We start from the raw sequence: 18,184 nt of genomic DNA, 5'->3' as shown, positions 1-18,184 counted from the left end.
AAATTATATCGGAATGTTCTGAAAAAACAGTCGACATAAATTTGTATATCGAAATAATATAATTAATTTATTAAAAAAGCAATATATTTAGAAAAATAAAATTATTTGAAGATAATTCCATGGAAAATATAGTAGTTCTAGCTTACTCTTTTTTCCTTGCTTATAAGTTACTACTATTTAGATATAATTAATTAATTCCGAAAATATAATGATTTCATTGTCTTCTAACTTTCTTAACACACAAAAACCCGCGGACTTCGAAGGAATAGCCTTCCGGAGTCCGCGGGTTCAATTTTGTCTAAGCAATCTTTCTTTCAAGTTTAACGCGTGGTGAATTCCACATGCTAATCCATTTCTTAATAGCTGTGATCATAATAATCATACCCAGTAATAACATAATGATGGATAGTACTCCATTTAAGATACTATAACCTGCAGATGCCGAATTAAGATACACATTTTTCACCATCCAGTAACCTGCATAGTTTACTGTTACAAAGAGATACGCAAGCGGTATCAAGCATGTCAGCATATAACGTCGTTTATCCGCAATACTTAGAATGACTGTTGCACCGACAATTAGTCCGATCGATGCCATTAGCTGATTGGAAACACCAAACAATGCCCAAACGGAACCAATGTCCCCAGAGAATAACAGGTATCCCCACATAAAACACGCTAATGCACTAGCAAATATAGATCCAGGAAGCCAATCTGTCTTCTTTAACGGCTTATAGAATTCACCGAAAAAGTCTTGGATTAAATAACGAGCCACACGTGTTCCGGAGTCGATGGCTGTTAAGATAAATACCGCTTCAAACATAATTACAAACTGGAAGAAGTATGATGATAATTTTGCAAACCATGGAATCGATGTGAAGACATAGGTCATACCAACCGCTAATGTCACCGCCCCGCCGGTTCTTCCTTCAAGATCAATACCGATTTCAGCAGCAAGTTTCGGTAACTCCTGGACCTGCATGCCAAGTGTTTTAAAGACTTCAGGTGTAGAGTTAATCGCAAAGTAGTCTGCCGGCTGAAGAGCTGTTGCGGCGATTAATGCCATGATCCCAACTACACACTCTACAAGCATCGCGCCGAAACCAACAACCTTAATATCTGACCAGCGATCAAGCATTTTCGGTGTCGTACCTGAACCAACAAAAGCATGGAAACCTGAAATCGCACCACAAGCTATTGTGATCGAGATGAACGGCCACACAGGTCCGCCTAAAACTGGGCCTCCGCCTGCTGTGAATTTTGTGAAAGCAGGCATTTCAATCGCAGGATTAATAATGAATACTCCGATGATCAGTGCGATAAATACACCAATCTTCATAAAACTACTTAAGTAATCACGCGGTGCTAATAAAAGCCATACTGGCAACGCCGCTGCAAAGAATGCATAAATCGGTAGAATAACCGCTAATGTTTTTGTATCCAATGTCAGCCAATCACCTAGTACTGTATTTTGAATAGATGGTCCAACAAACACTCCGACCATTACGAGAATAAATCCAACTGTGGATGTTAATTTCAAGTTACCGGTTTTCTTATAAGCGATCCCTACCAACATCGCAATAGGAATCGTAATACCTACTGAGAAGGTTCCCCATGGATTGTGTTCAAGTGCATGAAGAACAACCATGGAAAGACCAGCCATTGTAATGGTAATAATGAACAACATTGCAAGACCGGTACAAAAACCCGCAACGGGTCCTAGTTCATCTTTCGCCACTTCTGATAAGGACTTACCTTTTTTGCGCATCGAGGCAAATAGGACAACCGCATCATGGACGGCTCCACCAATAACTGCCCCAATTAAAAGCCATAATAGACCAGGCAAGTATCCAAATTGTGCTGCAAGGATTGGACCTACTAGCGGTCCTGCTGCAGCAATCGCTGCAAAGTGGTGGCCAAATGTTACCCATTTATTAGTTGGAACATAGTCTTTTCCATCGTTTAATTCATGTGCAGGTGTCGGCTTTGAATCATCTAATTTTAGAACCTTTGCTGCCATGAATGTTCCGTATAAACGATAAGCAATCATTAAAATACAGATTGAGCCAATTACAACTGAAACCGCATTCATTTCATTTCAACCTCCTACATTGCTTTTTTCACTTGCCTCTATCATACAAAAAAGAAAACGCCAACATTATGTTTTCAGGCTAAAATGCACAGATTAGAGGATGAAAAACAAGAATAATAGATTGAAATGCAAAAAACAGCTTCTTAAAAACCAAGAAGCTGCTTTAGATCTTTTGTATAAGTTCTACTTACCGGAACCTTTTCTCCATCCTTCATAATTACGTTGTAGGTTGAATTAAACCAAGGCACGATCTCAACAATAGCATCGATATTAACTAAATACGCACGATGGACACGAATAATCGACGAATACTGCAGTTTCCTCTCAAAGGTGACAAGTGAATCACTAACAGCGTATCTGGCAGTCTCTGTTGCAATAACGGTTTTTCCCTCATTGGTACCGATATAGAGAATGTCGCCTATGTTCACGATAATAATTTTTTCATCAATCGTTATCGCGAGCTTTTCTGACCTTTCGTTAACAACATTATGTTTCTGCGTTGAAAAAGGAATCGCTTGTTTTTTATTTTCTATTAGTTTAGAAAGCTTTTCGATCGTCTGTAAGACTCTTTTTTCGTCAAAAGGTTTCAAGATATAATCTACGGCATTTAATTCGAACGCTTTAAGAGCAAATTCATCAAACGCAGTTGCAAACACAATCAATGGAGGGTGATCAAGATTATTAACAAAAGCAGCAATTTCGATTCCACTTTCATCAGCGAGCTGGATATCTAGGAAGATTACATCAGGATCAAGATCGCTTATTTTTTCTAATGCGTTTTCTACGCAATCTGATTCCCCCACGATTTCAATCTGTTTGCTTCGTTTTAGTAGATATGCCAGCTCATCTCTGGCTAACGGTTCATCATCCACAATAAAGGCCTTCAACAACATCCTCACCCCACTTTTTGTTGTGTTAACGGTAGTGTAATCGATACTTTCGTCCCTTTATCCATGCTGCTTTCGATTTGAAAAGAAGCATTATGACCATAAATTTCTTCAATTCGCTTTTTGATATTCCAAAGTGCCGTTCCTGTGCCCCCAGATGAATCCACTGTTTGATTACCAAGTGTTCCAAGCAGTTCTGCTGAGATTCCCTTTCCATCATCCTCAGTTAGAAGGACCATATTCTCCCCTTTCTGAAAAGCACGGACTTTTACAGTCCCAAATTTCGCTTTGGGAAAAGCATAACGAATCGCATTTTCAACCAGCGGTTGCAATGTAAATGGCGGAACTAATACCAGCTCTAAAGCTGGTTCTATATCCAATTCAACATGATAGCGGTCTGGGAAACGTGCTTGCTCAATCGTCAGGTAAGCCTCAACATGTTCGAGTTCTTTTTCCAGCGGTATGAGCATTTGCCTTGCTCCCTGCAGGTTACTTCGGAAGAAGGTACTAAGCTTGATTAAGAGACTCCTAGCTTTATCGGCGTCTGTTCGAATCAGGCTTGAAATGGTATTAATGGCATTGAATAAGAAATGGGGATGAACTTGTGCTTGCAAAGCCTTAATCTCCGCATCTTTTAATAATCTTCTTTGGATTTCCAGTTCAGCCATTTCTAATTGGACCGAAAATAAGTTGCTCAGTCCTTCTGCCAGCTCTTGTTCAACCCGGTCTAGTTTACTAGAATCAGTGAAATACAGCTTTAGAGTCCCTACTGTTTTAGTATGGACCTTTAGTGGCAAGACGATCGCTGCCTGTAAAGGGCAACTCGGATCAAAGCATTGAATTTCGTGAGCAGTCATTGCAATCGTGATTTTCCCTTGATCGAGAACCGTTTTCGTTAATTCGGTTGCCATGTTGCCTGATGGTATATGATGGTCTGAGCCTTTACCAACATGGGCAAGAACATGGGTCTGATCTGTAATCGAAATCGCATCGGCATTGGTCCAATTAAGAATAATTTCCGCTGCTTTTGTACATGAATCTACATTTAAACCCTGTCGGAAGAAGGGGAGTGTTTGATTGGCAATATATAATGCTTTATGTGTTTGTAGTGCTCTCATTCTCTCTTGCTCTTGTAGAATCTCTTGTATAATTAATACAAAAAGAAGGGTCCCAAGGCCATTTATCGCAATCATCGGAAGGGCAATGATTTCAACTAGATTTACAGCCTCGCTATATGGTCGGGCTTGTAAAAGAATAATCCCCATTTGGGCACATTCCATTAAAATCCCCATGACAACTGCCTTCCAAGGGGAAATTCCCTCTTTAATTTTAAAGCGCTTGCTTAAAAAACCAGTGACAACCCCAGCCATAATCGTGGAAAGGGCACAAGACTCAGCTGTAAATCCTCCTAAGGTTAAACGGTGGATGCCCGCAATTAAACCGACTCCAATTCCAACAATAGGTCCGCCAAGTAAACCACCAATTGTTACTCCCATAATCCTAGTATTAGCAATGGCACTTTCACTGTCCATATTTGTCAGCCAGTCCTGGGAGGTAATCGTCCCATGTCCAATCTCTACACCCGTGTAGTTACTGATGACCCCGAAGGCACCAAAAATAGCAATCATCGCAACTTTAGCTGTATTCCCGTGCTCATTATGAATAACCTGACGGAATGATTTCATCCTCGAGAGAAGAAACGCTACTATGATAAGAATACCGACACGTTCAAGCATGAGAGGCAATAATTCGAGCATGGAATCTCACCTTTCTTCTTTACTTTTCCCTCCTACTATATCAAAAAAATAAGCCAACCGTCCTTCTAGATCGGTTAGCCCATTTCATTAAAAATTTACTAATGCTGGTTTTATGCTGCCAGGAAGGATCATCCTCACCTCAGTCCCAACCCCCGGCTGACTCTTGTAGGAAAGTTTTCCGTTCATGGTTTCGATAATTCTTAAAGAAATGGACGTCCCAAGCCCAGTACCTTTATCTTTCGTCGTATAAAATAAAGTTCCAATCCGTGATAATTGCTCAGATGTCATCCCTTTTCCAGTATCAACAATTTGGATGGACGTTTGATTATGGTCTGACTTGTTATGTATGGTTACTTTTCCACCTTCAGGGGTAGCTTCAATTGCATTTTTAATAAGATTAACCAATGCTTGTTTTAATTGGTTGCGATCGGTGACGAGGACGAATCCAGTTGAGTCCAATTCGCTTTCAATTTCTACCCCTTGCTTAGCAGCCAGAGGATCCAAAAGCATGACCACTTCTGTTAATACTTCTTTCAACGGAAATTCTTCTATTTTTTCAAATTTAGGCTTTGCAAAATTTAAATAGTCATTAATAATGGATTCTGCCCGACCTAATTCGCTTAAGACGAGGGATAAATAGTCGTAATTTTTCCCTTTTTCTTCTTGTTGCATTAATTGGAGGAATCCCTTTACCACTGTTAATGGATTGCGAACCTCATGGGCAATGGATGCAGCAAGTTCCCCGAGGGTATTCATCTTTTCGCTTCGTTGAATCTCTTTCTTCATTCGAATTCGTTCAATAATTCCCTCGGCCAGCTTTGCTTCTAAGGCAATGGCCATGGTTTGGATGAGAGCAACAAGCAGGAGATCAGGAATATTAAAATCGAGTTTAAAGAAATTTCCCTCTAAATATCGGAAGGTGGTTAATGAAAAATAGCAAAGAAGTAACGACCAAATCCCAATTAACGTTGTGAGCAGGACTCTCTTTCCCGGCTTAAACGTCCAAATCTTTTTCATGAATAAAAATGGGAGAAGCGCCGTGAAAAACGTATTGATTATGCCAAAAACCACCGTGTCCCCACCCATTATGAGACGTGCTCCAAGAATGGTCGTTAAAACCATCCCGCCCGAAACTGGACCGGCATATAAAAAGGCAAGGATCAGTGGAACATAACGGAGGTCCCAATGAAACCCATAGTTCGAATATGAAAAAATCATACACGCTAGTGAAGCTATACTTTGTAGAATGCCGCATAGTAATGGAGAATTAACTTTATGTTTGCCTTCAATCATTATGCTATAAAGAAGGATAGGTGCTAAAGTAATTAATACATTCAAAAGAAGTTTTTCAGCCAACATCGTTATTCCCCCAGAACAATACATCTATATTCCTAAAAATACGACAAAAAACGCCATTTCCCTTTAAAACTCGAAAATTTTTTTAAAAATCCCTGCTATACAATGTACAATAGCAGGGATTTTTACCTATTTTAACTATCGAGTTTTTCCCGTAAAACTCCCGTAATAAATATAACAGTTTCGGTCTTCGTCTATTTCCCTGGAATCAAGAGTGAATTCTAGCCATTTCCCCTCACGTTGAATGTAAATAATATCGGAGTGTAAAATAGGAAGTACTTCTTCATGATTCCAAACTTCTTTTTGTTCGACTAAAACAGATCCGTTACTTTGAAGTTCTCTCACCTCAAAACCAATATGTGAATAGTTTATCTCTGTTACTTCCGTGTAGGAATTTTCCTTTTTTACATAGAGGACCGTTGTACCATCAGGATCGATAGCTGTAGCCGTTACCAGATACGTTTCGCCATCTTTCACAAAGTATTCACACGACATCCTGGCTACGGTCTCACTAACCGTTAAGTTTTGATAATTCCAAAAGGCAGGGAACTTTTGATATTCGTCATCCATTCGATATTCCAACCTCAAGTTTCATCCCTCTTTCTTTTTCTTTTGGGGTGTGTTAAAGGTTATTTTTGATATTTAGCAATGTTGATTGGAGCGGAAAGCAAAGCGCCTGCGCAAATCAACATGCAAGTTTAACACAGCCTTTCTTTTCATTTTACCATTGTTTTCCTAGGCTTTACTTTTATAATTAAATTATCAAGGCTCTTTTCGTAAACTTTGTTGCTTTTGGATCTTAATAAGGATCATGTACTAAGTTTCTAGGCAATTTTCGCAAANNGCCACGAAGCATCTAGTTATACGGGTTAATGAACTTATACGAAAAACAACATTCTTTGCGAAAATAGCCATTATCAAATAAAAAGGAGCGTGAAACTTTGAAGAAAACCCAATGGTTAGTGACTGGTGTGATTACTTCCCTTCTTGCCGGCACCCTTTCTGGCTGTTCAAACGATCGTCCGCCAAAACCAGACGACAGCAACTGCCGAGACTGGGACTGGGACGATGATCAAGGGGTTTGGCAATGTGATGATACCCACTCGTCTCATTATGGTCATTATTTTTATGGGGGAAGTTATTATCGGAATAAATCATCACTCTTGAAATCTTCGGCTTTTAAGTCATACAAATCCTCATCGAGTTTTAAAAGTGGATTCGGCAGTGGCTCTAAAGGTGGATTTGGAGGTTAAATATGTCGCAATATGCATCCAAGCGAAAAAAGTTTTATTCCCAATTTCCAAGTTTTTGGGCTGATTTATACGAAAGTGAGTACAGCCTTTATCACGTTTATTCTATTTCTGAACAAACCTCCAAGCTTTTACATGAAGCAACAGAACGAATGGGCACTGTCTTCTTTAAAACAGCCAGTCTACTACGGAGTCTTACAGATGAGCAATTGTTTGAATTGGGGTATCCACCGGAAACTTTCCCATTTTTAAGGTTAAAAACTCTTTATCCTGAAACTATTATCGGTCGGTTTGATTTTGTGTTGACCAAAGATGGCTTCAAATTGCTGGAATTCAACAGTGATACACCTACTTTTATTGTAGAATGTTTCCAGATAAACGGGCAGGTTTGCAAGGAGTTTGGTTACTTGAATCCAAATGAAGGAGGGGAACGCCTGCTTGCTTCCGGCATTACACGTGCTGTTATCGAAGCGTCGAAAGGCAAACAAGAGCCTAATATTGTGTTTACAGCCCACTCCAACCATAGTGAGGACTGGAATACCATCCAATATTTAAGCAAACTATGTCAGGTTACCAATCGGATTGTGCCTTTGTCAGCGCTGCGATTAATAGACGGTATACTTGTCGATGATGAAGGTTTTCCAATTGATGTATTATACCGCCAAACCTATCCACTGGAACACCTGGTTTGTGATCGGGATCCACAAACAGGAGAAACCGTCGGAATAGATTTATTACAGCTTGTAAAGGCAGGCAAACTGTCTATATTAAATCCTGTCTCTGCCTTTTTGCTGCAGCCAAAATCCATCCAATGCTTAATATGGGGGTTAGCAGAACAGGGTGTCTATTTTACAAATGAAGAGCAGGCATGGATTAAAGAATATATGCTTCCCACATACCTTGAAGCAGAGGAATTTTCAGGGCAGTGCCCCTATGTTCAAAAACCATCTTTCGGACGAGAAGGAGACACGGTGACGATTTGGGATCAAGACGCCCAGGTTACTGAACAAAATTCCTTTCAAACCTATAAAGAAGAAGTATCGGTCTTTCAACAGCATGTCCCTCTCCCTACGGTTTCATTGGAAACAGAAAAGGGGATCGAGGAGCTCTCATTCGTATTCGGATCTTTTCTTATTGCTGGTAAAGCGAGTTGTATCGGTATTCGCGCAGGCGGAAAAATTACCGGAAACGAGTCTTACTTTTTACCAGTAGGTATTCAAAAACTAGGGGGAATGTAAATGACGAATTTCTTATTATATTTAGTTGTGTCACTTGGTCTTCTATTTGTTGGACTGGTTCTTATGGAAGTAACCACAAAGGTCAAGGAGTTTTCCTTAATGGCAAAAGGAAATAAGGCCGCGAGTTATGTCCTAGGCGGCAGACTACTTGGACTGGCGATTGTCTTGTATTCTACCGCTGCTAATTCTATTTCTCTTATGGATATGGCCATTTGGGGATCAATCGGAATTGTAGCCCAGATTGTGGTGTTTTATCTGGCTGAGTGGCTGACACCTCGATTTAACGTCAGTCAAAGTATTGAGGAGGATAACCAGGCAGTCGGTCTTTTCCTCATGCTGCTATCCGTTTCCATCGGCATTGTCATTGCGGGCTGCTTGACCTATTAAAGAAACGCATCTCAAAGGATGCGTTTTTTTATAAGGTTTGATATGTATGCTTGTCACAGATTACCAATAAACGGGCCTCTTTCGGAATGGGTTTATTCCATTTTTTCAATATATTTAGGTCACTCCTGTCGGCAATGAGTTGGGCTCCATTTAGCTTGAGATACTCGTAAGCATCACCGTATGTCTTCCAGTCGGACCTTACTTCAACTTCCCATAAATCACTTCCCTCGTCTCCATCCTTACGGCTTAATAATTGCGTAAACAAATGGCTGGCGCCGTTTGTCTGGGCAGATTTTGCCATCAAGTTGGATACTGATTCATGGGAAAGGATAAATTCATCAATTTTGACATGTTTGAAATTGCCGACATGCTTTTCATTTAAAATCTCTGCAATAGTGTAAATATTTTTTTCCGTTCCTTCATCATAGCGCTCGATGGAGGACGCTGTTAACAGTGTTTTTCCATCTGCTAAATCGGAGTTGTCAATCCCATCTGGCGCAAACAGTAAAACGGCTTTTGATCTCTCAATTTTTGCTTTTTTCAAAGTTTCTTCATCGGTCGGACTCCCCTGGATATATAAAAATCGTTCATGTTCATAAGGTGAAGTCGTTAATTCGTCAATTAAGACGACTTCTGCTTTTTCGTCCCCAATAAACAGCTCTTTGATTGTGTTTTTACTTTTGGCAGTCCAGCCGATCACGACATAATGATTTTCTCCTTTAAACGTCATTCTACCTTCCTCCTTCATCCGTTTGTATCGTGACACGGCATCGACAATCATCCCAATTACCGTCCCAAAAAGTCCAATTCCTGCTGTATAGACGATAACCATCGCCCAAATTCTTCCTAATTGTGTCGCAGGGTATACATCCCCGTAGCCGACTGTGGTCATCGTTGTGAGAATCCACCAAACAGCATGGAAAGTAGTTTCAAATGTCTTCGGTTCTAGCATTTTCATAACTTCGGCATTTATAAAAATATACACGGCCGTGAATAGCAGCACCGTCCGATACCGATACTTCGCCGCTGTTAGAAACAACCTTCGAAAAAGCAGCATTGATATTACCTCCTTTCATGCACAGCTTTGTCCTGATAAAAAGGATTACTCTTCACTGATATCCAATCATTAGTTGTTTCGAGCTGACCAAAATTAATTCTGTCAAACCAAGTCCATCGTAATTTGTATAAACAAATCCCTCCATTCTTTCACTCCCGTTCTAATGGTTTATAGAAATATATTTCTGCTATATCTTTGCTTATTCCTTTAAAAGAAAATAGTTTTATTATATATATTGACAATTTTAGTTAAGTCCTGTAATATAAGTATTTGTGCTTCACATTTATGTAACTTGTAATTCATTAGATAACGCAAAGTAGAACTTTTTTCTGGCATTCTGCTTATGTTTTAAAATAAAAACTTATTCACACTGGATCGGCTTCGGAGCCGTTAGGATGTAAGAGAGGTAGGGCTTACGTCGTTTAGGTATAAAACCTTCAGGTGGAAGAATAACCGCGGCAAACTTGTTTTTATAACAATGATTATTATATAAGTTTTTACTTGCGATAGCTGACAAGATACACAGCAACCAATCACAAGTTACGATAAGAATTCTTTAAAGAATTAAGCAAAGAAGGCAGAGGGATCTTTTATTCCTCTGCCTTCGCCCATTTTAGAACCTATGATAAAAGGCCTGATTCCAGATCAGGCCTTTTTGTTCTGTTCTTATTTTTTGATAACAATCGCTTGTTTACCCATTTGCTCCCATGCCTTAATAAAACTTGCACGGTTTAATTTCTGATTTTTTTCCCCATAAGGATTATTAATATAGATATACTTTTCATCGTACCCTGTAATGACAACACTATGTTCACTAAAGGTAATATCGATTTTCCCCTGCGGTGTATTCCACGTTTGAAAAACAGAGACAGGTGCAAAGCTTGATGTCGTAATAATCCAAACAGGCAGCCCTTGGCCTACTTCTTCTAATATTTCATCAAACGAATGATTGGTTAAATTAACAGCTCGATCACCAACGTATTTTTGCGCAACCTCAAAAACGGGACCATTATAAACTCCTAGCCCTGGTCCGTGTTCCATATCACCGACAAATCCGGCATTGGGATTACCTTTTTTCCCATCACTATAGGATAACGGAACGGTTTTTACCTTTTTTGCTAGCTCATTCTTTGTCACCTTTACACCGTGATAATTAAGGATCATCGCTAGGCTTGTTATTTCACAGCCGTTATAAAGAATTGGTGCGTCCATTTGATTGATTAACGGCACATCTAGCTTTATGCTTTCAGGTAATTTCGGAGCCACTTTTGAAAAAAGTGCTAATGTCCGGGTTTTTAATGAAGCAGCTTCAGTGACTTGAGCGGTTGCCAGACGGTTCAACCTTACCTCAAAAATCGTTTTAGCACTAATACCTATTATGAAGACAACGATAATAGCAATGAATATTTTTTTCATAAATAATTGTACCATTCCTCGTGTTAGACTTTGCTAATAATTCTAGTAATATACCACTATCTTACCTTACTAAAATAGTTCAATGCAATAAAGGAAGACATTTTCCAATTCATGATACCCTTTAAATCTTAATTTATTCTTAATAAAAGGCTCTGTTAAACTTGCCTGTTGATTGAAACGAAAGAAGCTTCGCTTTCCGCGGACGATCCGGGGAGTCTTCGCGACTGGAACGTAGATCAACAGGGTGTCAAAATCAACAATAGGCTTTAACATAGCCTAATAAAAATCCCCTTTAGATTTTACTAAAAGGGAATGTGATTAGGTTCGCAACCTATGTTGTATAATTTTTTTAGTTATCTGGTTGATTACTTCAGAGAAAACTAACCCGAAGGCGATCGACCCTGCGAGCATGAACACTTTTGCCGCCAAGGTAATCGCTGAATAATAATCGTTCTCAACAAAATTCCGCATCGCATCATAGGCCAGACCTCCTGGTACGAGCGGAATAATTCCGGCTACACTAAAAATGATGACTGGCGTTTTATAAAACTTTGCTAATTCCTGACTAAGGACAGCTATAAAAATAGTGGCAGCCAATGTTGCTAAGATGGCGTTATTTGAGTAGGCTTCAAGCTGAAAATAAATTAACCAGCCGCCCATTCCAATCAGTCCGCACTTTACTAAGGATTCTTTCGGTGCATTAAAAAGAATTCCAAAGGCGCCTGTTGCAATAAAACTTGTTAGTGCCTGTGCAAGAATAGCCATGGTAAATACACCTCACCTTCACAAAAAAGATAATACGACGGCAATCCCTGCTCCAATCGCGAACGCGGTCAGAAATGCCTCAGCACCCTTAGATAACCCCGAAACTAGATGACCCGCCATTAAATCTCTGATTGCATTGGTCACTAATAGACCTGGAACTAACGACATCACGGAGCCAATGATGATTTTATCTAATTGATGCCCGACTCCTATTTGGACAAACAAAAAAGAAAGTAATCCAATTACAAAAGATGCTAAAAACTCAGAGAAGAACTTGATGGGGACAAAGCGATGAAAATAGACAAAGCTAAGATAACCCATTCCTCCGGAAATCATCGCTGGTAAAAAATCATTCCAACCGCCCTCAAACATGATCATAAAACAACCGCTTGCTAATGAGGCCGCGGCCACTTGAATCCTAAATGGAAATGTTACATTTCGGGCATCAATTTCCTTTAGATGCTCCAAGGCTTCTTTCAGATTAATTTCACCACTGCTAATTCTTCTTGAAATACTATTTACCATAGAGACTTTTTTCAAGTCTGTTGAACGCTCTGAGATACGAATAAGCTTGGTCTTCGTTGGTTCTGTCCCTTCCGCAGAAAATATGATTCCAGTAGGGGTTACATAACTATGCGTTTTTTCTATCCCAAAGGCAGCGGCCATCCGCATCATTGTATCCTCTACACGATAGGTTTCACCCCCGCATTGGAGCATGATTTTCCCTGCCAGCAAACAGACCTCCATAATTTCATATGTTTGTTCTACTTGATTCTCCATTCATTTCACCACACACAATTCTACATTTGTTACTTAGTTTAAATGAAAATAAGTGTTTAATCAAAGTTAACTGCGCCAGTCAATTTTGCAATGAAGAAGTAAATAATACAATATTTGATAAATGTGATAAATGTTATCACATATCTCTATACACTTAGCGTTTATTCATTATATAATATTATATAATGACTTATTGTTCTGAAAGGAATTTTACCCATGAAATTAAATAACTCCATTTCAACACCCTTATATGACCAGTTAAAACAAATTTTGAAGGAAGCCATTGATCAAGGGGTATATACATCAGGCGAAAGACTGCCCAATGAGTCCGAATTATGTGATTTATATGGTGTCAGCAGAATAACCGTTAGAAGAGCGATTCAGGAATTAGCTGATGAGGGTTTTTTAGAGCGAAAGCAAGGCAAGGGAACTTTTGTAACAAGAATCAAAATCGCACGTGAATTGGTTTCTATTGATGGATTCACAGATTTCAGTAAGCAAATAGGAAAAAATCCATCCAAGCGAATTCTTGCCTGTGAAGAAATGAAAGCTACTCCAGAAATTGCTGAGGCTCTGAAAATCGCCATTGATTCCCCCGTCTTAAAGTTGGTCCGAATCATGTCGATTGATCAACAGCCATTTGTACTAGATATAGCCCATTACTCCTTAGAACGCTTTCCCAATTTAATGACACACTTCACCGAACATGAATCAACATATGAAGTTTTGAAAAATATATACCAAATCAATATAAAATCTGGTTCCAGCAAAAAAATGATTACAGTCCTACCTGCTTCCGTATTTGAGGCAGAATATTTGGATTGTGAAATCGGGGAAACATTATTCAATATTGATAAGACTGTTTTCGATGAAACAGGAGTCCCGATTCATATTTCAAATTTTAAGACCCAAACAAAATTAATAGCACTCACAATAACTACCTAAAATTAAAAGGAATGATGAGGCTTCAACTAAAGCCCCATCATTCCTTTTTCAGTTTAAAAAGTTAACTGTTTTCCATGCCCGAATGCTCCATTCACTTCACAAGTTCTTGCAGCAATTTGTGCACCAGCTTTCAATGATTCTTCAATGGAACCCCCATTAAAGTGCTTGGTTAAAAAACCAGCGATGAAAGAGTCCCCCGCACCTAGTGTATCAATTACATTTGCTTCTTCAATTCCCTGTTTGTATTGTTTGTTATTATGCGACATAACTACGCCCATTGAACCTTTAGTGATCACGATAAACGGGGTTCCCAGGCCATGTATTTTAAGAAATAGCTCTTCTAGTTCAACTTCTGTAAATTCACTTCCTGAAATAAAAGCAAATTGGATATGAGGACAAACCTTTTCTAAAAGTTCACCTGAAAAATGGTTAGAGAAATCATAAGAAACGGGCACGAATTGCTTAAGCTTTGGTAATTCTTCATCTAAATGACTATAAATACTTGTATGTATCACATCATACGCTTTAATATATTCGTAGTCATCCACTGCTAGATTAAGCTTTAGTTTAGCTTGAACTCCACCTTTGTTTGATTTAACAAAGACTCGGTCTCCGTCCACATTTAGGTCAACATAAGCCTTACCACTTTCGCCAACCACTCTTCTAACATGACTAGTATCTACTAAGTTCTTGCTTAAAGAATCTAGAATATGGTCCCCTTCAACATCCGTTCCAACAATCCCTAAATAGGCAGCGGACTCTGCTCCACTTTGTTTGGCTAAAACGGCAACATTTAAAGCATTCCCACCAGGAAACATTTCGTTACGATCCTGGTAAATGTCAACAACACTATCGCCTATTCCAATAATTCTCATAAACTCCCACTCCTTCTTATCCTTTAACACTACCTGATGATAAACCTCGAATAAAATACTTTTGCATGAACATAAATAAGAGAATAATTGGCAAGGCGGAAATCATTAAGCCTGCCATGAGAACACCCCAATTGGTTTGAAGAGCATCCCGAAATTGCATTAAGCCTGCAGGAATTGTTTTCAGCGCATCAGAATCCACAAAGATTAAAGCAAACATAAACTCATTCCAGGTGTAATAAGCAGTAAGCACAACCGCCGTAAGTAGAATTGGCTTATTTAGCGGAACAAAGATTTTTGTAAAAATGGTCCACGTATTACAGCCATCCAAAAAGGCAGATTCCTCTAATTCCTTTGGTACCTCTAGAAAAGCAGCTCTGATCAGGAGGATTGTGATTGGAATTCGGTAGGCTACATATGGAAAAATCATCGCAAAATACGTATCATGAATTCCTAATAATTGAATGAGCTTATATAGCGGTACAAGGCTAACTTGTGGGGAGAGCATCATACCTCCCATACAGAAAACTAACAGTATGTTCTTCCCTTTAAATTCAAACCTAGATAAACTGTAGGCTCCAAGTGCACTTATTAATACTGTTATGAAGCAAGTAGTAGCTGTAACAATTAAGCTATTAACAAAATATCCAGAAATCCCAGTGTTCCAAGCTTCTGTATAATTGGTAAATAACCATTCCTTTGGTAATGTCCAGCTGCTGGAGAAGATCTCTGGTGTGGACTTAAATGAGTTAATGACCATCCAAAAAAGCGGATAAGCAATAACCACAAAATAGAGGATTAGGATTGTAAAGATTGGCAGCCCTTTAACAACAGTCTTTTGCTTCCTATATTTCGATGTAATTGGAATCGAATGATGGTAGTCCATTACTTTGCTTGTCTCCACTCTAAACATCCTTTCCTGTTTTAAATACTTTCAATTGGACCAAGGAAACAATTAAGGTAATAATTAAAATCACCGTAGCCACAGCAGAGGCATATCCCATTTGGTCTTTCCCAAAAGCTGAATGGTAGAGTAGTGTTCCTAAAACTTCACTGGCATTACCAGGTCCACCGCCCGTCAAAATATACGGTTCATTAAAGACGGTAAAAGCACCGGTTAAGGTAATTAGTGTCGTCACGAAAAACATCTCTTTAACTTGTGGAACGGTAATTGAAAAGAATTTACGTATTTTCCCCGCCCCATCAATTTCAGCAGCCTCGTACAATTCTTGGGGGATATTTTGAATCGCAACAATAAATAACATCATAATGTAACCAATACTTTGCCACTGAGAGACAGCAATAACAGCGAAAATAGCTGTTTCAGATTCCCCCAGCCAAGCCCTGGTTAAATTTTCAAGCCCTAACATTTTTAATAGCCCATTTAAAATTCCGATATCCGGGTTATAAACAAACGTAAATAGTAAAGCGATAACTGTCATCGAGATAACAACTGGAAGGAAAAACACGGTTCTGAACAATCCACTAACAAGTCGGATCAGTTTATCTTCAAGGATAGCCGCTAATATCAGTCCGCCAAAAACCTGAAAAACAATCGAGATCACCGCATACCAGAGATTATTTTTTAAAGCTATATAAAAAACTTCATCTTTAAAAAGATTCAAGAAATTTTCGAAGCCAACAAATGTTTTTTCTACTGAAAAGGCAGAAAAGTCATAGAAACTATAAAAAAAGTTTTCAACAATTGGATAGTAAACAAAAAGGGCCAAAAAGATTAGGCAAGGTGCAATATATAGGTATGGTAACCACTTGTTTGTATTTTGCATAAAAACTCCCCTTTTTTAAAAGGCGTAACTTTGGAAAAAAGGTGGTCAACTTGTAACCACCTTTCTAGTTTCCTATTTTTTGGCAGACGCCTTTACTTCTTTTGCTGCTGCTCTGACATCTTCCATTACATCTTCCGGACTTTTCTTACCGTCCAACATAAGCTGTGTTCCATTTAAATATGCATCGACAATTTTAATATCTACGGCAGTATCAAACCATAGGTAGGTCTGCTCCGCATTAACAATTAAATTGATCGCATCCTGTTGAAGCTTCGATGCATTCGCTTCTGTTGTTGTCCCTTTAACGGCACTGTATTCACTTACTTCTGTTAATTGTTCTGTTCCTTTTTCCTTTGAAGTTAAGAATTTAACAAATTCCATTGCTTCTTTTGGATGTTTCGTTTTAGAAGAAATCATGATTCCTTCAGGTGCTGCCGTGATGGAGTTAGCATTCCCCTCGCCGCCTTCCACCCCTGGTACATTAAAGACACCTAAATCTTCTTTTAACGATGGTTCAATCAGCCCAATTTCCGCAAGCTGGAAGAAACCAATTGCTGCTTTACCACTGTTAAACAACTCACGTGAATATTCATGATCCACAGAGTTTACGCCTTTATTAAAGTAAGGCTTAAGCTCCATGAATTTTTCTAAAGCCTTAACGTAACCTGGGTGTGAGTAGTCACCGTCAGGATTATTAGGATCATAATCTTTATTCAGAACATCCTGTGGAACCATCAATTGATTCAGTGTTCCAATATAATGGGAGATGGTCCATGGTGCTTTACTGCCAAAAGTGATTGGAGTAAGTCCAGCTTCCTTTACCTTTTTAGAGATCGCAATTAGTTCGGACCAAGTTTTCGGAACTTCGAGATATAAATCTCTGAAAATTTTCTTATTATAGAAGAATGCCTTACCGTCAGTGGACCATGGAATCCCGTATATTTTACTATCTAATGTGAAGGCGTTAAATTGGGATGCAATGATTTGATCCGACCACGCTTTATCTTCATTAACATAATTAGTTAAATCTAGTGATTGTCCCTGACGTGCGAAGTTATAAGCAAATTCTCCGCTCCAAGAAAAGAATACATCTGGAGGGGTGCTTGATCCTAAGACAACGCGAATTTTTTCTTTATAAGAGTCGTTTAGGACGGCCTCTGTTTTAATTTTGATATTTGGATGAGCTTTTTCAAACTCTTTTACTGCCTTTTCAAAGTATTGCTTTTTAGGTTGATTTGGCCAGCGATGGAAGAATTTGAGTTCAACGACATCTTTTCCGTTCGTTGAACTTGAACTCTTTGAACATCCAGCAAACAAGGATAGAAAAAGGATAGAAATAATACTTAAAATCAATAACTTCTTCATTAAGCTTCCCCTCCAGAAAGGAATCCGTTTCTATGATTAAAGCAGTCTATTTATTATTTCATCTTGGTTTAGTACTCAACTTTCCACATATATCTTCTTTTTGATAGCGGATGATTTCGTGCTTCTGCCAGCTGATCCGCATATTTTCTTAATACGTAATTTAAGACTAGTGGAGCGATGTATCCTTGTACTTCTTCCGCTACCCCAGTGAAATCAAAGTCTTTTGCATC

General features: G+C 38.9%; 18 protein-coding genes and 1 pseudogene. 4 read left to right on the top strand and 15 right to left on the bottom strand.

The annotated features are described in order from the left end of the window. Window positions 1-298: 298 nt before the first annotated feature. From cstA to V7137_RS01610, 5 genes are all read right to left on the bottom strand, one after another. Window positions 299-2,092, bottom strand: a complete 1,794-nt coding sequence (gene cstA, locus V7137_RS01630; protein WP_335696456.1) for a carbon starvation protein CstA — start codon at window positions 2,090-2,092, stop codon at window positions 299-301. A 143-nt stretch (window positions 2,093-2,235) separates the two neighbouring features. Continuing rightward, window positions 2,236-2,982, bottom strand: a complete 747-nt coding sequence (locus V7137_RS01625) for a LytR/AlgR family response regulator transcription factor (RefSeq protein WP_335696458.1) — start codon at window positions 2,980-2,982, stop codon at window positions 2,236-2,238. Between the two features lie 5 nt (window positions 2,983-2,987). Next, window positions 2,988-4,736 (bottom strand): sensor histidine kinase, encoded by a 1,749-nt coding sequence (locus tag V7137_RS01620; protein WP_335696455.1) that lies wholly within the window; start codon window positions 4,734-4,736, stop codon window positions 2,988-2,990. An 87-nt stretch (window positions 4,737-4,823) separates the two neighbouring features. Continuing rightward, complete coding sequence (locus V7137_RS01615) at window positions 4,824-6,095, bottom strand: ATP-binding protein (RefSeq protein ID WP_335696454.1); 1,272 nt, start codon at window positions 6,093-6,095, stop codon at window positions 4,824-4,826. Between the two features lie 135 nt (window positions 6,096-6,230). Continuing rightward, on the bottom strand, window positions 6,231-6,680 hold the full coding sequence (locus tag V7137_RS01610; protein WP_335696453.1) for a hypothetical protein: 450 nt from the start codon (window positions 6,678-6,680) through the stop codon (window positions 6,231-6,233). Between the two features lie 353 nt (window positions 6,681-7,033). On the opposite strand from V7137_RS01610, the gene V7137_RS01605 reads away from it, so the two are divergent. Genes V7137_RS01605 through V7137_RS01595 form a run of 3 tightly spaced genes read left to right on the top strand, consistent with a single transcriptional unit; the run spans window position 7,034 to window position 8,967 of the window. After that, window positions 7,034-7,345: a hypothetical protein gene (locus V7137_RS01605; protein ID WP_335696452.1), complete on the top strand. Its 312-nt coding sequence runs from the start codon at window positions 7,034-7,036 to the stop codon at window positions 7,343-7,345. A 2-nt stretch (window positions 7,346-7,347) separates the two neighbouring features. Next, on the top strand, window positions 7,348-8,580 hold the full coding sequence (locus V7137_RS01600; protein ID WP_335696451.1) for a glutathionylspermidine synthase family protein: 1,233 nt from the start codon (window positions 7,348-7,350) through the stop codon (window positions 8,578-8,580). Next, window positions 8,581-8,967 carry a DUF350 domain-containing protein gene (locus V7137_RS01595; protein ID WP_335696450.1) on the top strand — a complete coding sequence of 129 codons (387 nt, stop codon included), beginning with the start codon at window positions 8,581-8,583 and terminating at the stop codon, window positions 8,965-8,967. It begins immediately after the preceding gene. A gap of 28 nt (window positions 8,968-8,995) precedes the next feature. On the opposite strand, the gene V7137_RS01590 is transcribed toward V7137_RS01595, so the two are convergent. The 5 genes from V7137_RS01590 to V7137_RS01570 form a co-directional block, all read right to left on the bottom strand. Beyond that, the gene (locus V7137_RS01590; protein ID WP_335696449.1) at window positions 8,996-10,024 is read right to left on the bottom strand and encodes a potassium channel family protein; all 1,029 of its coding nucleotides are present in this window, start codon (window positions 10,022-10,024) and stop codon (window positions 8,996-8,998) included. A gap of 666 nt (window positions 10,025-10,690) precedes the next feature. Next, window positions 10,691-11,440 (bottom strand): C39 family peptidase, encoded by a 750-nt coding sequence (locus tag V7137_RS01585; protein WP_335696448.1) that lies wholly within the window; start codon window positions 11,438-11,440, stop codon window positions 10,691-10,693. Window positions 11,441-11,509: 69 nt separating this feature from the next. After that, the gene (locus V7137_RS01580) at window positions 11,510-11,713 is read right to left on the bottom strand and encodes a hypothetical protein (protein ID WP_335696447.1); all 204 of its coding nucleotides are present in this window, start codon (window positions 11,711-11,713) and stop codon (window positions 11,510-11,512) included. A 45-nt stretch (window positions 11,714-11,758) separates the two neighbouring features. Continuing rightward, complete coding sequence (locus tag V7137_RS01575; RefSeq protein ID WP_335696446.1) at window positions 11,759-12,205, bottom strand: threonine/serine exporter family protein; 447 nt, start codon at window positions 12,203-12,205, stop codon at window positions 11,759-11,761. Window positions 12,206-12,223: 18 nt separating this feature from the next. Next, window positions 12,224-12,985 carry a threonine/serine exporter family protein gene (locus tag V7137_RS01570; RefSeq protein ID WP_335696445.1) on the bottom strand — a complete coding sequence of 254 codons (762 nt, stop codon included), beginning with the start codon at window positions 12,983-12,985 and terminating at the stop codon, window positions 12,224-12,226. 216 nt (window positions 12,986-13,201) lie between these two features. Between V7137_RS01570 and V7137_RS01565 the strand changes: the two genes are divergently transcribed. Next, window positions 13,202-13,930: a UTRA domain-containing protein gene (locus V7137_RS01565; protein ID WP_335696444.1), complete on the top strand. Its 729-nt coding sequence runs from the start codon at window positions 13,202-13,204 to the stop codon at window positions 13,928-13,930. Window positions 13,931-13,983: 53 nt separating this feature from the next. Here V7137_RS01565 and V7137_RS01560 read toward each other — a convergent pair whose 3' ends face one another. The 5 genes and pseudogenes from V7137_RS01560 to V7137_RS01540 all read right to left on the bottom strand — a co-directional run. After that, on the bottom strand, window positions 13,984-14,805 hold the full coding sequence (locus V7137_RS01560; protein ID WP_335696443.1) for a PfkB family carbohydrate kinase: 822 nt from the start codon (window positions 14,803-14,805) through the stop codon (window positions 13,984-13,986). A 16-nt stretch (window positions 14,806-14,821) separates the two neighbouring features. Next, the gene (locus tag V7137_RS01555; protein ID WP_420490073.1) at window positions 14,822-15,715 is read right to left on the bottom strand and encodes a carbohydrate ABC transporter permease; all 894 of its coding nucleotides are present in this window, start codon (window positions 15,713-15,715) and stop codon (window positions 14,822-14,824) included. After that, the gene (locus V7137_RS01550) at window positions 15,708-16,589 is read right to left on the bottom strand and encodes a carbohydrate ABC transporter permease (protein ID WP_335696441.1); all 882 of its coding nucleotides are present in this window, start codon (window positions 16,587-16,589) and stop codon (window positions 15,708-15,710) included. The genes V7137_RS01555 and V7137_RS01550 overlap by 8 nt, the downstream gene beginning before the upstream one ends. Before the next feature lie 72 nt (window positions 16,590-16,661). After that, window positions 16,662-17,954, bottom strand: a complete 1,293-nt coding sequence (locus V7137_RS01545; protein WP_335696439.1) for an ABC transporter substrate-binding protein — start codon at window positions 17,952-17,954, stop codon at window positions 16,662-16,664. A gap of 68 nt (window positions 17,955-18,022) precedes the next feature. Continuing rightward, window positions 18,023-18,184 (bottom strand): annotated as a pseudogene (locus V7137_RS01540) (SIS domain-containing protein); the annotation flags it as partial.

The sequence above is a fragment of the Neobacillus drentensis genome, assembly GCF_036962765.1.
GTDB lineage: Bacteria > Bacillota > Bacilli > Bacillales > Cytobacillaceae > Neobacillus > Neobacillus drentensis_C.
This window is presented reverse-complemented; position numbering and strand designations above follow the sequence as displayed.